Raw genomic sequence first — 17,580 nt, forward strand, 5'->3', positions numbered from 1 at the left:
GGATAGCGAGCGTAAAAACCGGCTGACGAAGCCACGTTTGTTTTTATTCGCATGAGCATAATCCGCAAGCACAGTTCCACCCAACCCGAACCTCTCACAACCGTCCTCGCTTACGACAGGCATCATTACTTTCCTGTTCCACAATTATGCAATCAGAATACACGACATGGAAGTACGATCGAGAAACGTGGCCAGTCAGCACATGGATAAATACAACTGCTACCCTGCACGTGCCTCAAGCCACTCTGGAGACTTTCTCAATCAGGGTATTATTCATGGAGCCATTATCTGAAGCATGGTCACTGACCCATTCTATCAGCTCGTGTGCAGGCATGGGACGACCGAACAGATAACCCTGTACCTGATCACACCTCGCTTTTCTGAGGAAAGCATATTGTTCATGCGTCTCGACACCCTCTGCCACCACCCTGTGCCCCAGCGAATGTACCATCTGGACAATGGCAGTAACGATCGCTTCAGATTTTGAATTCTTGCCGATATCGTCTACCAGGGATTTATCAATCTTCAGAACGTTGAACGGCAGATGTGAAAGCTGGTACAAATTGGAGTAACCCGTACCAAAATCATCAATTGAAATTTGTGCACCAGCCTCCCGCAGTTGTTCCAGGCGCGATTTTGCCGTCGCAAAATCAGACATGATCATTGATTCAGTAAGTTCGATCTCGATAAGTAGCGGGTCAACTGCGTGTTGTTCAAGAATAGCGAGAATTTCATTTGCTATGCCGGAACGCTCGAACTGTACTGCAGAAACATTCACCGCAATGGGCATCGGCATCCCTACCTCCTGCCACGCGCGTGCCTGCCTGGCAACCATACGCAGGATATTCGTGCCAAGTGCTGGCATCAATCCGCATTGTTCAGCTATTCCGACAAATCTGGCTGGTGGTATCGCCCCTTTTTGCGGATGTTTCCAGCGCACCAGAGCCTCGACACCCGTAACCTGCAAGGTCTGGGCATTCAGCTTGGGCTGATAATGCATGTCCAGCATATCCTCTTCAATCGCCTTGCGCAGATCGGCCTCAATCTGGCTGCGTTCAACTGCAATATTCTTGAGTGATTCATCAAAAAACCGATATTGGTTTTTACCGGATTCTTTTGCCGAGTACATAGCTATATCGGCGTTGATCAGAAGCTGCCTCGGATCATCCGAGTCCGAGGTCACCCGGGCAATACCGATACTGGCACCAATCCTCAGTTCATTGTCGCTGACCAGGAAAGGTTCGTTCACTGCTTTGAGAATATCCGCAGCGTATTTCTCGAGTACGCGTCGATGAAATTCTCCCGGCATGATTGCCACGAACTCATCTCCGGCAAAGCGAGCGAAAACAAGTTTTTCAGGACAAGTTTGGCGTAACTCACCAAATGCTGTCGTACAATTTTCAATCTGGCCACGTGTCAGATTAAATCCCTTTTCGATGACCCTCCGACTTACCTGACGCAGCAGTTCATCCCCTCCCTCATGGCCCAATGTGTCATTGATGCGCTTAAACCCATCGAGATCGATAAACATCAGCGCACCCTTGCAATCCGCACTCCCCCGCATTCTCGCGGCAAGATCCAGAACATGGCTGACCACGGCCCGATTGGGCAATCCTGTCACAGCATCCGTATACGCCAGTGTATTGATCCGCACGATATTGGAATTGAGGCGATTCACCATTGCACGAAAACTGTCAGCGAGGCTACCGACTTCACAGGCACAATCCACATCGACCGGTCTATCGAAATCTCCCGCTGCTATGGCATCGGTACTCTTGTTGAGCTCACGTATGGTATTTGTCAGCTTATTTGCGGCAAAATACGTAATTGCCGCAGGCAGGGAGATACTCAGCAGAATTGCCACAACGACTATACTGTCAGATGTTCCGGATTCTATTAACGGGAGTACATAGTGGTATTGCAGAAATGTACACAACGCCGTAAACACCAGAGCCATCAGCGTAAATCGGATCGGGATACTGTTTAGCCCTCTCCCCTTGATTTTTCCGCCTTCTGGAATAAAGTTCCCGCCACGGGCAGTAAAACGCGCAACCCGGATTGCATATCTAGCAATAATCAGTTTCACCAGTTTTCCTTTTTGCTTGAATACCCCGGGGCTCTAAATGTTGCCGGCTGGTTTAGGATAATTTCATTTTTGTATTATTTCGATCACTGAAGGTAAAACGGACAAATATATGAAACCTTTATAAACTTGTGTAATTCATGAGCCATGGGATGATGATTTCTGCGTAACGTGGAATTTCCCATATCTGTCGTATCTACATGACAGCATGACAGGAGATGCAGTCACAGGAGCGTCAATTCCCTTCCGGCATGACATCACCGGAATAAAGTAGTAGCGTCCACAGTGCTACACTACCGCAGTGTATAAATACAATGATTTGCGGACATCTTCGAACTACCCTCCGATTCACCTACTGTTACCAGAAAATTGACACTATTCCTATGAATGAGAATGCCAGTCTGCTGGCACTTTTTACCAGCAGTTTTCTTGCGGCAACGTTACTACCGGGAGGATCTGAAGCTGTGCTGGCTGGGGTGCTGGTTGCTTATCCCGATCTGTTCTGGCCAGCATTGAACATCGCCACGCTCGGTAATACGCTGGGGGGAATGAGTTCTTATGTGATTGGTCGTTTGCTGCCCGACGAACAGGCGCTGTCAGAGAAGATTGGTCGCCATGTTCACGGGCTGGAGTGGATACGCCGCCATGGGGCACCCGTGTTATTTCTGTCCTGGCTGCCACTGATCGGCGACATATTGTGCGTAGCCGCCGGATGGTTGCGGATCCACTGGGCCTCAGCAGCACTTTTCATTGCTGCAGGTAAATTTGCAAGATACTGGGTAATTGCTTTAGCAATCAGTTAGTACAATTGGTACACGGATCGGCTCATTGCCCGATCATTTCTCAAACAGCTTCTGCAATTCTCCATTCTGATACATTTCGGACATGATGTCCGACCCACCGATAAATTCCCCGTTGACATACAACTGGGGAATCGTAGGCCAGCTGGAATAATCCTTGATGCCCTGACGTATTTCCGGGTCAGCCAGCACATTTACTGCAAAAAAATCCTCAACCCCGCAAGCATTCAATATCCGTATCGCGTTGGCGGAAAAACCACACTGTGGTTGCTGCGGCGTACCTTTCATATATAAAACCACCGGGTGTGACGATACTTGTTTCTCAATAGAATCAACGACATCCATATTTTATCTTCTCCTTGAATTTTACAAAGCAGTCATATATTTCATAACCAACCGATATTCCAACTGACTCATCTCATACAAAAACTTCTTTCCTTTCATTTATTCATTTGAGTTTATGTATTCATAACAATTCACAAATCATGTCACAAATTCTTATCGAGACTCATTCATACTGCCCACCAGTTACCCTGTCTGTACCGGCAATATCCGGTCGGGTAAACAAGTGGGTAAAACCAGCTTTAGCCAGTAATTCGCGACAGACATCAGCCTGGTCATAGCCATGTTCCAGCATCAACCATCCGGATGGTTCAAGATAGCCCGGAGCTTGCGCAATGATTGTACGAATACAATCCAGACCGTTATCCTGAGCCACCAGTGCAGTCAACGGTTCGAAACGCAGATCCCCTTCCTCTAAATGCGGATCTCCTGCAGCGACATAGGGGGGATTGGCTACGATCACATCAAATTTTTCGCTGGTAAAACTGGAAAACCAGTCAGCCTCGATGAATACCACATTTTTTACAGCGTGCATTCTGGCATTCCTGCGGGCGACTGCCATTGCTCCGGGAGAAAAATCGACCGCCGTCACACAGGTACTGGCGCGATGCCTGGCGAGGGTAATCGCGATAGCTCCACTCCCGGTTCCCAGGTCGAGAACATTACATTTCCTGTCAGATGGTATTTTCGATAATGCCATCTCCACCAGCAGCTCCGTTTCAGGGCGTGGAATCAATACATCGGGCGTCACTTCAAATACCAGATCGTAAAATCCCCTTTCTCCTGTCAGGTATGCAACCGGCTCCCCGGCTATGCGCCTTGCAAGCATTTGCCGGAAATGGGCAACCTGATCCGTACTGAGTAACTGTTCAGCATGCGCGATCAGGAAAGCCGCATCTGTGTTCAATACACTTTGTAATATCCAACGTGCATCGACGCGATCAACGACATTTGCAGCTCTCTGCAAAAGCTCACCGATTGTAACGGATGCATCCGGGCTCTCCCGTGCCGGAACAAGCAAATCGTTTCCCCTCATTTCTCTGTCATGGCAGCCAGTTGGGCGGCTTGGTGCTCGGCAGCCAGGGCGGAACATAGTTCATCCAGCTCGCCATCGATAATCTGCTCGATTTTATAGAGTGTGAGATTGATCCTGTGATCAGTAATTCTGCCCTGCGGGAAATTATAGGTACGAATGCGCTCTGAACGTTCACCACTTCCCACGAGCGATTTTCGAGTAGCTGCCTGTTCAGCCTGCTGCGCACGTACCTGTTTGTCAAGGATACGGGCAATCAGAACACTCATCGCCTGCGCCTTGTTTTTATGCTGGGAGCGCCCCTCCTGGCATTCAGCCACGATTCCCGTCGGCAAATGGGTAATCCGCACAGCCGAATCCGTTTTGTTGATGTGCTGTCCTCCAGCCCCGGAAGCACGAAAGGTATCGATCCTCAAATCAGCCGGATTCAGAGTGATATCGGCAATTTCATCTGCTTCCGGCAGAACCGCAACGGTACAGGTCGAAGTATGTACACGTCCCTGTGTTTCAGTCGCCGGAACACGCTGTACACGATGTCCGCCCGACTCGAACTTGAGTCTGGAATAAGCACCGTGGCCAATGATTCGGACAATGATTTCCTTGTACCCGCCTACCTCGGAAGGATTCTGTGAAACGACTTCCACCTGCCATCCTTCCCGCTCCGCATAGCGACTGTACATGCGAAACAGATCGCCCGCAAACAGGGCGGACTCATCTCCTCCCGTACCTGCCCGTATTTCCAGAAAAATATTGCGCTCGTCATTCGGGTCCTTAGGCAACAACTGCCTGAGTATTTCGGTTTCGATATTTGTGAGTTTCCGCCTGTCTGCCTCGATTTCGGCTTCGGCAAAGTCACGAAACTGTGGATCTGAACTCATTTCCCTGGCTGTTGCCAAATCCTGTTCGACCTGTTGGTAGGTGCGATACAGCTCGGTTACTGGTTCGATTTCTGCCCGTTCACGCGAAAGCTTCCGGTAATTATCCAGATCCGCTGTGATTTTTTCGGTACTCAATAGCTTGTCCAGTTCCCCCAGCCGCATACTCAGCCGGGTGAGCTGATCGATAATTCCCTTGTTCATTAAGAGTGATGCAACTGGTACAGCCGGTTGACGAGTTCGATAAGCTGTTCACGTTCATCATCAGTCGCATGATTCAGAACAGAAGAAGGAAGATGGAGGAATTTATTGGTCAATCCACTGCTGAGTGATTCCAATACCTTTTCAGGATCTTCTCCTTTTGCCAGCAGTTTGTGTGCACGGGCCAGCTCATGTCGGCGATATCGCTCTGCCTGATTACGCAGTGCCCGAATGGTTGGGACACTTTGCCGCGTGGCAACCCAGTGCATGAAATCGACGACATTGGATTCAATAATCGTCTCAGCCTGAGTCACCGCACCCTGACGATTATCCAACCCCTCTTTGACAATATCGGCCAGATCATCCACGTAATACAGAAACACATCATCCAATTCGGCCACTTCCGCTTCAACATCCCGCGGCACGGCCAGATCAACGATGAAAACCGGTCGATGTTTACGCTGCTTGATCGCCCGTTCCAGCATCCCTTTTCCAAGTATCGGCAACGGACTTGCCGTAGAAGTAACGACAATATCATGCAACGCCAACTGATCCGGCAGCTCACCCAGGGAGATAGGATGAGCATTGAAGCGCCGGGCCAGCGCCTCTGCCCGCTCTACCGTGCGATTGGCAACAGTTACATGCACAGGATGTCTGGCAACGAAATGGGCGGCACACAATTCGATCATTTCACCTGCACCGATGAACAACACTTTCTGCTCACTGATATTGCCGAAAATTCTCTCAGCCAGGCGTGCCGACGCGGCTGCCATCGAAACAGAACAAGCACCTATTTCTGTAGAAGTACGTACTTCCTTGGCGACAAAAAATGTGCGCTGAAACATTTTGTGCAACAACAGTCCCAAGGTTCCCGCCTGTTCAGCAGATTTTACGGCATTCTTCATCTGTCCCAGTATCTGCGGCTCACCCAAAACCATGGAATCCAGCCCACTGGCGACACGGAAGGCGTGCTTGACCGCCTGTTCCCGCAACAATCTGTAGAGATAAGGCTCCAGATCCCCGAACCGAAGGTGGTGAAAATCAGCCAGCCAGCCGACTGCCTTATCCGGCGTATCGGTATTACAATATATCTCAGTACGATTACACGTTGAGACAATAGCCGCCTCCTTGACGAGCTGGTGACCTACCAGATCATGCAGCGCATGCTGCATCGACTCTTCCGAAAAAGCTACATGCTCGCGTATGTCTAAAGGTGCAGTATGATGGTTGACACCAAAAGCAAAAAGTTGCATGAAAAGTATCCCGATGACGCCAATTCAAAATGGGTCAATTATAGCGGAAGTTGTACCGCCTCAATCAATGGAAGTTCCATGACCACACGCTGTACGACATACATCTCGGCTGCTCCATCTGCGGGAATCCAGCTTGACACCCAGGCAGCGACATTTCTACCATAGCAGTTTCTTCAAGGAGTCATTGTGTCAATCGAGTCAATCAGAAATGTTATCGCCAAAGATATGGGAGAGGTTGATAATGTTATCCAGCAAAAGCTTCATTCTCAGGTTGCACTGGTCCGACAGGTAAGTGAATATATCATTCACAGCGGCGGTAAAAGACTGCGGCCGGCATTGGTCATCCTGGCTGCAGGATTGTTCGATTACAAAGGCTTGCACCATCACAACCTGGCTGCGGTCGTCGAATTCATTCACACCGCGACACTCCTGCACGATGACGTGGTGGATGAATCCGAATTACGCCGCAACCAGGCCACCGCCAATGCTTTATTTGGCAATGCCGCTAGTGTATTAGTAGGGGATTTTCTCTACTCGCGCGCTTTTCAGATGATGGTGGAAGTAGGCAACATGCGGGTCATGGAGGTGCTGGCCGATGCGACCAATACCATCGCCGAGGGTGAAGTGCTCCAGTTACTCAACTGTCGTGATCCGGATGTGGAAGAAGAAAACTACCTACAGGTCATCCGTTTCAAAACTGCCAAACTTTTTGAAGCTGCTGCTCGATTGGGAGCGATACTGGGAGGAGCCACTCCGGCCGAAGAGGAAGCATTGGCAGCCTATGGCATGCACCTCGGTACTGCATTCCAGCTGGTGGATGATTTGCTGGATTACTCAGGGAACGATCAGGATACGGGCAAGAATCTGGGAGATGATCTGGCGGAAGGAAAACCGACCCTGCCGCTGATATTTGCCATGCGCTCAGGCATACCTGAACAGGTAGATACCGTGCGCCATGCCATTGAAACCGGTGGGAAGGATGGGTTTGAACCAATACTCAAAATCATTCAGGAAAGTGGTGCACTCGATTACGCAAAGCAATGTGCCCAGAACGAAGCCAATATGGCCATTTCGGCAATCACTGCAATCCGTGATTCTATCTACAAGCAATGTTTGCTAGAATTGGCAGAATTTGCAATTACAAGAAATTATTAGCAGCATTTACTGAAATTATCGGCTTTGGCTGCCACCAATTTTAACAATACCGGATACTTTCTTGTAAACACCAATTCTCATTAAATCATTTCATTCGGGGTGTAGCTCAGCCTGGTAGAGTACTGCGTTCGGGACGCAGGAGCCGGAGGTTCAAATCCTCTCACCCCGACCAGATCATCCGGATAACCTCATATTTTCTGCTCAAGGTTTTCATATCGGCTAAAAGCCATCTGAAACAAGCAGATTCTTCCCTGAATCGCTCTTCCCCCGGTACCAGGCATCTCACAACTCCGATACGCCATCCTATGGGACACGATTATCATTCGGACCGGGAGCAACGTGATCGCAACAGTACAGATCACGCAGGAATCAAACCAGAAGCATCTGCCGCACAAAACCTATTTTCCTGTTGCGTAAATAATGCTCTCGATCCCGGATCTGGCGCCAATATCCGGTTTATTTCGTGCAGCAAGTTTCTACCGGTCTACCCGGAATAGCGTTACAATCTTTTTGAGAGTTTGACAAATATCAAATTATAAGGTGCTGAAGTTGTATTTGGAAACTTCTCACCCTGGCCACCTTCCGTAGACAGACGGATATGGGATCAGAGCCCGGTAAAACGACACAGAAGCTGCCGGTGGTTTATCGACGCATCCAGAATTCCCGCAATATCCGCTGAAGAAATGTCACTTTCCCGAAACAAGGTGACTGTTATCAAACCATTTGACTGGAGGATATTGGAAATGGAAATTACCTGCTATCGCGATCCTGAAATCAGACGGGAAAAACGAACCCTGCCGGCGACCACTTACAACCTGGCTATCAAGCTACTTGCTCGCTGTGAAACAAAGCAATTATTCATACCCATCCGCAGCATGCAATATATGGCCATCGTCGATGCTGAAGAGTTCGTGTTTGTCGACAGTCAACGTAAATGCTGGATCGATATTGCCTGGCAGAATTTTCACTCGCACGAACGTGAAGCACTTAATCAGCCAATAGAATATGACGCTGTCTTTTACCGGGAAGATCAGACAGACATCATGCAGCGCCTGCAAATCGAATTTCCACTTGCTTTGAGTGCCATGATGGCGAAGCAAGCTCCCCACAAACTGGCGAAGGTAATCTCATTCCGGCAGAAGCCTCCGGCAGAGAATCCCAAGCAGTAACGAGAGTGAATGCAGGACAACCTCATAGAGAGGACCTGCAATTCACAAAAAGCACTCTGAGCCGATCTTATTCAGTATAGCCGCCGGATACAGTGAGCACTCGAGCCTGTTTTTATGACAGAAATACCCGCAATGAATATATTCAGGAAAAGAATAAACCACCCGAAGGTGGTTTATTACGAGGTGTCGTGCCAGTTTTTACTGGCGGAGGATAGGGTAAAGACGGGTACTACTGCCTGAATCAACCCTGATAGAACCAGAAAAATATCCTGATCAGGATTCGTCGCTGAGATCAGTATCCCAGCCATTATTTTTTGCAACGGTTATTCTCTGTGAATAGAAAAAAGAATGACGTTGCTGCAATTCCGGTGGCAAGCGGCTGGGAAGATGTGCATAAGGTCCCCATGCAGCATAGACCTCCTCATAGAGATTTTGCATTTGAGACATACTCCAGCCCGTACACATCTCACTCTCGGGTAGGATACCAAAAACCCATGCATCGATCACGATACGTCCCAACGGAGTCAACCCTCCATCCTCATCCTGATCGACTCCCGAATAAACTTGTTCGCTCATAAACCTACCTGTAAGCAGCCTTAACGTGTCAACCCAGCATACAGCATTGGCAGCTTCTCTGGCAATCGCTCAACATGATCCACTACCATATAGTTTCGCATTCCAAATATCCTGGATACATATTGATCTGCACGAGGATCGAGACTCATACAATACGTCAGTATGCCTGAACGACCGGCTTCTTCTACAGCCTTCTTGGTATCGAACCGCAGATATTGCGGGTCACGCACGTCAACATCTGCCGGCTCCCCATCTGTAATCACGAGCAACAGCTTCTTGGCAGCACGCTGCAGTTTCAGGAAGTGGCTTGCATGACGTATGGCCGCCCCCATGCGCGTAGAAAGCTGACCGGTCATCCCCGCCAGCCTCATTTTGGGAACTTCATTGTAAGGCTGGTCAAAATCCTTGAACCGGTAGTATTCGACGTCATGCCGGCCATCTGAACAGAAACCATGTATCGCGAAAGGATCACCAATCCGGTTAATGGCATCTGCCAGTAACACGGTAGCCTGCCTGGTCAGATCCAGTACCGTAAACTCCTGGCCATTTACCTGATTATTGGTGGATTCTGACAAATCCAGCAGTACCATTACCGATATATCTCTTACCTTGCGTACCGCACGCATCATGACACGCGGATCCGGATGCTGTCCCATACGGATATCAACGAGCGAAGAAATCGCCGCATTGATATCGATTTCATCACCATCTTCCAGTTTACGAATCCTTTGCACCCCTTGCGGCTGCATTGCATCCAGCAGGAATTTCATGCGATGAATTTCCCGTTTATATTGGGCAGCAATCTCATCGATGATCTGAATATCTCCCGGCTTGGCACGCTTTTCCTGAACAGTTGACCATGCTGGTCGCTCCAGCTGAATCTGGTAGTCCCACTCCGCATAGTGGAAAGGTGAAGCAACCGGCTCTTTTCCTTCCAGCGTGTTGTAGGAAACGCCATAATCTTCGTAAGGAAACAATTCTGTTCCCAGCACCCATATTTCCTGGGCATCATCCCCGGCGGTCTCGACATCGAGCTCGTTAATGAATTCCATGACACTCACATGCTTGCGCACTTGTTTGAGTGGTTCATAACCGGCGGCAATGGATCGCTCGAAATCAAATTCCTCGAACTCCCAGAAATAGCGGTTATCATCCCGGTAAAGTGCTGTCAGCACATCCGTTCTTGGGTTGAACGGTATCTTCTTTGCCATGATTTCATGAGCAAGCTGCACCCCGATATCCCAGCATATCTGATTATCAGTCAAACGATCCTGCACTTGGGAAAACAGCAACCGTCCCTGAATCACCCATTCATCCGGATCGCTGTAATCGGGATCAATCAAGGCACGCGCAAGTCGATTGAGATAATCGCCTATCGTCGTATTCATGTCAGCTGTTGCGATATGCAATGCCGACCAGGTATGTTGCAACCCCGGAAAACGACGAATGGACAAGGCTTCCACCCGCGCATCCTCAATCACTGAAATGACTGCCATCTGTAACGGATTCAGCGACTCGGCAGAGATCGGTTTTTTTGTTTCCACCAGATGTGCTGCTGCATGCGCAGCCGCTGCACGATAAACTTCACTGGCAGCAATATCACCGTAATTATCATAGGCATCAGGCAGATGGATGATGTAATCCTCGATGAACGGACGATAGCCTTCACGATTCTCAAAGTCACCTGATGTTGGCCGCATATAAAAATCACGCGCCCATAACGCACGCAGATAAATATTGATACGCCGCTGAATATCAACGAACAGTGTTCCCTTACGCTCCTTTCTGAGTACTGCATGGGATTCTTTGGAACTCAAACTGAAATACTGAAGTTGTGCTTCGTAATCCGTCCGGTGAGCATGCGCGCCCCATAACGCCCAGCGCCGCAACCCCCCCAGAGTAAGCTGGCTGAACAGCACCTCGAGGTTATCCAGCATAGGACGGACCCCCCTGGGAGCCTGCGCTGTAAATGTATTCAGAAATTGCAGGTAATTGCGGAACAACTCCGGATCGCCCAGTCTGCTGGCGGCTGTAACAGAGGTAGCAATGATTATTTCTATCACAGCACCCGAAGTTTTGGATGACAACATCAGACAGGTCGTTGCCAGATCACTGACAACATCGTCACCGACTTCTTTTACTACCAGAGGAATCTCATTGATCCAGACATCCACCAAAGTACGACCGCGCCCAAGCCCCTGCAGAGCAGAAGCACCCTTCAAATAATTATCTATCCCGCGCGGAGAAAGCGTCCTGATCGCATCAGACCAGGTATTCTCAAGCAATGACCTGGACTCGGCCTGCAGTGATTCCAGCAATTCACTATAATCTGTCAGATTCAAACTCATGGTGCACCCTGAAGAAAGTTAATACCGGATAAGTTAAATTCTCAGAAAAAAGTCGTTACCGCAGCATCGAGTGCATCACGCATATCCGGATCGTCAGTAATCGGACGAACCAGCGCCATACGACAAGCTGCATGAACATCTACACCTTTGGCGATCAGGTTACCGGCATAGATCAGCATACGTGTTGAAATTCCTTCATCCAGCCCATGACCTTTAAGATTACGCGCCCGCTCTGCAATGGAAACCAGTTTGTCAGCGATTGCCGAGTCTATCCCCGTCTCATGCGAAACGATCTCGGTTTCAATATCATGCTGAGGATAGTTGAAGTCCAGTGCACCAAAACGCTGCTTGGTGGACTGCTTCAGATCTTTCATCAGGCTCTGATAACCCGGATTGTATGAAATCACCAGTTGAAAATCGGGGTGCGCGCCAACCAGTTCCCCTTTCTTTTCCAGCGGCAGAACTCTGCGATTATCCGTCAGCGGGTGAATCACCACGGTTGTATCCTGCCGCGCTTCGACCACCTCATCCAGATAACAGATTGCGCCATAACGCGCAGCGGTGGTCAATGGGCCATCCTGCCAGCGGGTGCCTTGTGCATCAAGCAGAAACCGACCGACTAGATCAGAAGCCGTCATATCTTCGTTGCATGCTACGGTAATCAATGGTTTGCCCAGTTTCCATGCCATGTACTCGACAAAGCGAGTTTTTCCGCATCCGGTAGGGCCTTTCAGCATCATGGGCATACGAACAGAATAGGCTGCTTCGTACAGTTTCACCTCATCCGCAACCGGACGGTAATATGGCTCATTCTTAACGAAATACTGCTCGATAACATCGCTCATTTTTTCTCCCGCTAAAGTACGATTTATTTAGTTATTAGGCAAAGTAAACCCCCCGCCACCTTGCAGCAACGGGGGGTTTGTTATCCAAAAAATCCCTTACTGCGTACTCAGATTGATTATCAGACTGTTTTTCCGCGGTAAATCACCATTGCGGTTCCCTGACTCTGGTTAAAATTGTTATAACCTATCAAGCGCACATGATTGTTGGGATTGGCCTTATGGCAAGCCTCAGCTTCGGCAAGGATACGATCTACATCAGTTTCCCCGAACATTGGCAACTTCCACATATACCAGTAATTACTCATCAGAAACTCCGGTTCAGTGTGCTCAACAGCCGGATTCCAACCTTTTTTCACTATATATTCAACCTGTTTTCTGATCTGATCCTGATCCAGGGATGGCAGATAGGAAAACGTTTCAAACTTACGGCTGCCCGGATCGCTCAAACGACTTTTGTAATCAATTACTTCTGACATGCATTAACTCCATATAGGTAATTATCCCCCCCGATGTATTTACACACGAGGAGGTCGTTGGTTTTACTTGTGAGCTACATCCAGTTTATCTACAGTATCAAACTCAAATTTGATTTCTTTCCATGTTTCCATGGCAATCTTGAGTTCGGGGCTGTGTTTTGCAGCCTCTGTCAGGATGGCTTTTCCTTCTTTCTCGATTGGTACACCACGGTTGCGTGCTTCCACACAAGCTTCCAGTGCCACACGATTAGCAGCAGCACCAGCAGCGTTACCCCATGGGTGACCTAAAGTACCGCCACCAAATTGCAGACAGGCATCATCACCAAAAATGGTTACCAGTGCAGGCATGTGCCAGACATGAATACCACCAGAAGCGACAGGTACGACGCCCGGCATGGAGCCCCAATCCTGGTCAAACATGATGCCACGTGAGCGATCTTCCTTGATGAAGCTGTCACGCATGATATCAATCCAGCCCAGTGTTGCTTCACGATCCCCTTCCAACTTACCGACCACGGTACCTGAGTGGAGGTGGTCACCACCAGACAGACGCAACATTTTTGCGAGAACACGGAAATGGATACCATGATGAGGATTACGGTCGATTACCGCGTGCATTGCACGGTGAATGTGCAACAGAATGCCGTTATCTCGACACCAGTTAGCCAAGCCAGTATTGGCACAAAATCCACCCGCAATATAGTCATGCATGATGATAGGCGCTTTGAGCTCTTTGGCATATTCAGCACGTTTAAACATTTCTTCCGGAGTCGGTGCAGTTACGTTCAGATAATGACCTTTACGCTCACCGGTTTCACGTTCTGCCTTATGGATTGCTTCCATGACAAAGTCAAAACGCTGACGCCATCTCATGAATGGTTGGCTGTTGACGTTTTCATCATCTTTTGTGAAGTCAAGACCACCACGCAGACATTCATATACGGCACGGCCATAGTTCTTGGCGGATAAACCCAGTTTCGGTTTGATGGTGCATCCCAGATAAGCGCGACCATACTTATTGAGAATATCGCGTTCAACCTGAATACCATTAGGTGGACCACCACAGGTTTTCACATAAGCTATCGGGAAGCGAACGTCTTCCAGACGTAACGATCTGACAGCCTTGAATCCAAACACATTACCAGTCAGGGAAGTCAGTACGTTAACCACTGATCCTTCTTCAAACAGATCGATTGGATAAGCAATGAATGCATAAAAACTACTGTCATCACCAGGAACATCCTCAATGCGATACGAACGGCCTTTGTAATAATCCAGATCTGTCAGCAGATCGGTCCAAACCGTAGTCCAGGTTCCGGTTGAGGATTCTGCCGCTACAGCAGCTGCTGCTTCCTCACGATCCACACCAGGTTGCGGTACGATTTTGAAGCAAGCCAGAATATCCGTATCTTGAACGTTGTAATGGGGTTCCCAGTAGGTGTGCCGGTATTCTTTAACACCAGCGTTATAAGTCTTTGCTGACATTTACGTAATCTCCTTGTTAAATTCCCGCCTCATCACCAGAAACCAAGGCAGGCATACAGCGTTAAAAAATCAATCTAAACTGCGGAAACAACTATATCACGACAAAAATCATAAGTTAAAATTAATAATTATAATAGTTACTATATAATAGAGTTTATACACATCCATATATCTGATTACGTATCGACTTCATTATGCTGCATATCACCTTACATCAGCTGAAGATCTTCGAATCAGTAGCACGTCTCCTCAATTTCACACATGCTGCAGAAGAACTTCATTTGACTCAGCCGGCAGTTTCCATCCAGATCAAGCGGCTCGAAGAAATGGTTGCACTGCCCCTGTTTGAACAAATAGGCAAACGCGTCCATCTGACCGAAGCCGGCAAGGAACTTTTTCATTACAGCCGGGGTATTACGCGACAACTGGCCGATATGGAACTGGCACTCGATGAGCTGAAGGGGCTGGAACGAGGAAAATTGAGCATTTCGGTGGTTAGTACCGCCAACTATTTCGTGCCAAACCTACTGGCCAAATTTTGCCAGCGCTACCCTGGTATTACCATTAGCCTGCATGTTTCCAATCGCGAGAATGTACTCAAGCAGCTGTCGGACAATATCATGGATCTGGCAATTATGGGTCAGCCACCCGAGGGGCTGGATATTACTTCCGAGTCATTCATGGAAAATCCACTGGTCATCATCGCCCCCCCTGAACACCCTCTCTGTGGCCAGAAACAAATTCCGGTCAAACGACTGGAGCAGGAAATTTTTCTAGTCAGGGAACCCGGTTCCGGCACGAGAAACGCGATGGAGCGATTCTTTGCTCACGAAAAAATCAGTATCCAGAAAGGAATGGAAGCAGATACTGCAGAAGCCATCAAACAAGCCATACAAGCCGGAATGGGGCTGGGAATCATGTCACTCCATACCATCAGATTGGAGCTTGAAGCTGGGCGTTTAAAGATTCTTGATATTCAGGGGCTTCCAATCATGAGGTACTGGAATGTCGTCCACCAGAAGAACAAACGCCTCTCCAATATTTCCAGTGTGTTCAAACAATTTTTGCTGAATGAAGCGGCTGATCTCGTAGCACTCGAATACCCGCACCGCAATACCACATGACCCAGACAAGCCGATTAACCCCCGAACCGCAGTATTTCTCATCAAATGAACAAGCCAAGACTTCCAGCTGCTTAACCTTGCAACATATCCAGCCCCCCGGATGCATCCCTGCACGCAACACTCTGAATACGGTCATCCTGCCTCGCAGATCACACAACTGACAGATATTAGATATCGACGGTTGGAATCAGTCTGTGCGGAAAACAACTGTCCAATCAAAAATGCCGTGACAACATAATCAAAAATTCGCTCAAGTTTCTATCTGGCAAACCGTTTACTGCAAAGCCGGATTCTGGATTCAGCAAGTAGCGCGGGTAAAGGCAAGTTTGATATTTGATTTGTGAAGGGAGTGTTCTTGCCTTGGCAGGGAACGTGATCTCCTCACAGAAAAAGCAGCCATGAACACTTGAGCACAAGGTAAAACTATATTTAAGGAGATGAAGCAATGACAGATAAAAATCTCAGATTTCTGGTAGTAGACGATTTTTCAACCATGCGCAGAATTATTCGCAACCTGCTCAAAGAGCTTGGTTTCAACAATGTCGAAGAAGCAGAAGATGGCGCCATGGCATTGAAAAAATTGCGTGATGGTGGTTTTGATTTCGTGGTTTCCGACTGGAATATGCCGAATATGGACGGGCTGACCATGCTACAAAACGTCCGGGCAGATGATGCATTGAAAGATATACCCGTATTGATGGTTACCGCTGAGGCAAAAAAGGAAAACATCATTGCTGCTGCCCAGGCCGGAGCAAGCGGATATATCGTAAAGCCTTTTACAGCGGCTACCCTGGATGAGAAACTGAACAAAATTCTCCAGAATATGGCAGTGCACGCGTAAGCTGCGCTCTCTTTTCAACCAACTAACAAGTATCGGCCACTAAAAATGAATAACAGCTTTGATACTGACAAAAAAACCATCGACCACCCGGGACAACTTGCCCGGGTGTTGCACAATTGCCTGTCTGAGCTTGGCTATGACTGGCGCTTGCGACAGGCAAGCCATGGAATATCCAACAGTAAGGATGGGTTGAACTATATCGCCAGCAAAACGACACAAGCTGCCGAATGTTCTCTGCTAGCAGTAGAAAACGCCAGGCCCATCCTGAATAACCTGTCAGCAGATGCTGCTAATTTACATAAATTATGGTGCCAGATACCAGAGACGACAGCAGCCATTATTGCCAATCAGCCGACCCTGAATAATGCGCTCAAGCAAACACTCGATTTCCTGAACAATGTCTCCAGTCAGGCAGCCTCTACTCAAGCCTGCCTCACGGAAATCATGATTGCACAGAACTTTCATGATCTGACCGGCCAAGTCATTCAGAACATTTCCCGAACGATTGAAACAGTTGAACAAGAAATGCTGCAACTACTGGCAAACGATTCAGCTAACGAAGAAAAGGAGATTAAATTGGATAATGGTTTACTGAACGGGCCAGTCGTCAATCCACAAAAGCAGGATGACGTATATGTCAACCAAGCTCAGGCTGATAATCTGTAGTAGTTGAGATCTGATCTGACAGTTACCCGATTTGACGAGTGCCTGTTAGATCAGATTCAGTTATTCAATTCGGTAATTTTATCGTCCCATATCTCCTTAGCGTCAATTAAAGTTTGCATCGGGGTGCGTCCACAGCACATTTTTCCCTGGTGAGTCCGCACACTGTTGTAGTACGCCATCCAATCATCCAGATCGTGTTGTAACTCTTCAATGGACTGGTAAATCTTGCGCCGGAATGTCACCTGGTAGAACTCCTGCAAGATGGTTTTGTGAAAGCGTTCGCAAATACCGTTGGTCTGCGGATGATT

General features: G+C 48.3%; 17 protein-coding genes and 1 tRNA gene. 7 read left to right on the plus strand and 11 right to left on the minus strand.

Annotated elements, in window-relative coordinates:
• Positions 1 to 235 precede the first annotated feature (235 nt).
• Positions 236 to 2,086 carry a bifunctional diguanylate cyclase/phosphodiesterase gene (locus B5D58_RS07955; protein ID WP_011112446.1) on the minus strand — a complete coding sequence of 617 codons (1,851 nt, stop codon included), beginning with the start codon at positions 2,084 to 2,086 and terminating at the stop codon, positions 236 to 238.
• A gap of 380 nt (positions 2,087 to 2,466) precedes the next feature.
• On the opposite strand from B5D58_RS07955, the gene B5D58_RS07960 reads away from it, so the two are divergent.
• Positions 2,467 to 2,886, plus strand: a complete 420-nt coding sequence (locus B5D58_RS07960; RefSeq protein WP_041356812.1) for a YqaA family protein — start codon at positions 2,467 to 2,469, stop codon at positions 2,884 to 2,886.
• A 33-nt stretch (positions 2,887 to 2,919) separates the two neighbouring features.
• Here B5D58_RS07960 and grxD read toward each other — a convergent pair whose 3' ends face one another.
• From grxD to hemA, 4 genes are all read right to left on the minus strand, one after another.
• Complete coding sequence (gene grxD, locus B5D58_RS07965; RefSeq protein WP_011112448.1) at positions 2,920 to 3,228, minus strand: Grx4 family monothiol glutaredoxin; 309 nt, start codon at positions 3,226 to 3,228, stop codon at positions 2,920 to 2,922.
• A gap of 163 nt (positions 3,229 to 3,391) precedes the next feature.
• Positions 3,392 to 4,261 carry a peptide chain release factor N(5)-glutamine methyltransferase gene (gene prmC / locus B5D58_RS07970; protein WP_011112449.1) on the minus strand — a complete coding sequence of 290 codons (870 nt, stop codon included), beginning with the start codon at positions 4,259 to 4,261 and terminating at the stop codon, positions 3,392 to 3,394.
• A complete protein-coding gene (gene prfA, locus B5D58_RS07975; RefSeq protein WP_011112450.1) occupies positions 4,258 to 5,337 on the minus strand; it encodes a peptide chain release factor 1 in 1,080 nt (359 codons plus the stop codon). Before prfA ends, prmC begins: the two co-directional genes overlap by 4 nt.
• On the minus strand, positions 5,337 to 6,587 hold the full coding sequence (gene hemA, locus B5D58_RS07980) for a glutamyl-tRNA reductase (RefSeq protein WP_011112451.1): 1,251 nt from the start codon (positions 6,585 to 6,587) through the stop codon (positions 5,337 to 5,339). Before hemA ends, prfA begins: the two co-directional genes overlap by 1 nt.
• A gap of 186 nt (positions 6,588 to 6,773) precedes the next feature.
• Here hemA and ispB point away from each other — a divergent pair, with 186 nt between their 5' ends.
• The 3 genes from ispB (at position 6,774) to B5D58_RS08000 (ending at position 8,911) form a co-directional block, all read left to right on the plus strand.
• The gene (ispB, locus tag B5D58_RS07985; RefSeq protein WP_011112452.1) at positions 6,774 to 7,742 is read left to right on the plus strand and encodes an octaprenyl diphosphate synthase; all 969 of its coding nucleotides are present in this window, start codon (positions 6,774 to 6,776) and stop codon (positions 7,740 to 7,742) included.
• Between the two features lie 95 nt (positions 7,743 to 7,837).
• Positions 7,838 to 7,914: transfer RNA gene (locus B5D58_RS07990), tRNA-Pro, on the plus strand.
• Between the two features lie 571 nt (positions 7,915 to 8,485).
• Positions 8,486 to 8,911 carry a hypothetical protein gene (locus B5D58_RS08000; protein WP_011112453.1) on the plus strand — a complete coding sequence of 142 codons (426 nt, stop codon included), beginning with the start codon at positions 8,486 to 8,488 and terminating at the stop codon, positions 8,909 to 8,911.
• A 273-nt stretch (positions 8,912 to 9,184) separates the two neighbouring features.
• On the opposite strand, the gene B5D58_RS08005 is transcribed toward B5D58_RS08000, so the two are convergent.
• The 5 genes from B5D58_RS08005 to B5D58_RS08025 all read right to left on the minus strand — a co-directional run bounded on the left by B5D58_RS08005 (position 9,185) and on the right by B5D58_RS08025 (position 14,641).
• Complete coding sequence (locus B5D58_RS08005) at positions 9,185 to 9,487, minus strand: hypothetical protein (protein WP_011112454.1); 303 nt, start codon at positions 9,485 to 9,487, stop codon at positions 9,185 to 9,187.
• Between the two features lie 20 nt (positions 9,488 to 9,507).
• Complete coding sequence (locus B5D58_RS08010; RefSeq protein WP_011112455.1) at positions 9,508 to 11,835, minus strand: nitric oxide reductase activation protein NorD; 2,328 nt, start codon at positions 11,833 to 11,835, stop codon at positions 9,508 to 9,510.
• A 41-nt stretch (positions 11,836 to 11,876) separates the two neighbouring features.
• Positions 11,877 to 12,680 carry a CbbQ/NirQ/NorQ/GpvN family protein gene (locus B5D58_RS08015; RefSeq protein ID WP_011112456.1) on the minus strand — a complete coding sequence of 268 codons (804 nt, stop codon included), beginning with the start codon at positions 12,678 to 12,680 and terminating at the stop codon, positions 11,877 to 11,879.
• A gap of 119 nt (positions 12,681 to 12,799) precedes the next feature.
• Positions 12,800 to 13,156 (minus strand): ribulose bisphosphate carboxylase small subunit, encoded by a 357-nt coding sequence (locus B5D58_RS08020; protein WP_011112457.1) that lies wholly within the window; start codon positions 13,154 to 13,156, stop codon positions 12,800 to 12,802.
• Between the two features lie 63 nt (positions 13,157 to 13,219).
• Positions 13,220 to 14,641: a form I ribulose bisphosphate carboxylase large subunit gene (locus B5D58_RS08025; protein ID WP_011112458.1), complete on the minus strand. Its 1,422-nt coding sequence runs from the start codon at positions 14,639 to 14,641 to the stop codon at positions 13,220 to 13,222.
• A 194-nt stretch (positions 14,642 to 14,835) separates the two neighbouring features.
• On the opposite strand from B5D58_RS08025, the gene B5D58_RS08030 reads away from it, so the two are divergent.
• The 3 genes from B5D58_RS08030 to B5D58_RS08040 all read left to right on the plus strand — a co-directional run bounded on the left by B5D58_RS08030 (position 14,836) and on the right by B5D58_RS08040 (position 17,272).
• Positions 14,836 to 15,765: a LysR family transcriptional regulator gene (locus B5D58_RS08030; protein ID WP_011112459.1), complete on the plus strand. Its 930-nt coding sequence runs from the start codon at positions 14,836 to 14,838 to the stop codon at positions 15,763 to 15,765.
• 445 nt (positions 15,766 to 16,210) lie between these two features.
• Positions 16,211 to 16,606, plus strand: a complete 396-nt coding sequence (cheY, locus tag B5D58_RS08035) for a chemotaxis response regulator CheY (protein ID WP_011112460.1) — start codon at positions 16,211 to 16,213, stop codon at positions 16,604 to 16,606.
• A gap of 45 nt (positions 16,607 to 16,651) precedes the next feature.
• Positions 16,652 to 17,272, plus strand: a complete 621-nt coding sequence (locus tag B5D58_RS08040; protein WP_011112461.1) for a protein phosphatase CheZ — start codon at positions 16,652 to 16,654, stop codon at positions 17,270 to 17,272.
• 56 nt (positions 17,273 to 17,328) lie between these two features.
• Here the strand turns inward: B5D58_RS08040 and B5D58_RS08045 are convergent.
• The coding region (locus tag B5D58_RS08045) for an integrase core domain-containing protein (protein WP_143779557.1) at positions 17,329 to 17,580 on the minus strand (252 nt) is incomplete at its 5' end.

Origin of the sequence: Nitrosomonas europaea (assembly GCF_900167395.1) — a bacterium.
Lineage (GTDB): Bacteria > Pseudomonadota > Gammaproteobacteria > Burkholderiales > Nitrosomonadaceae > Nitrosomonas > Nitrosomonas europaea.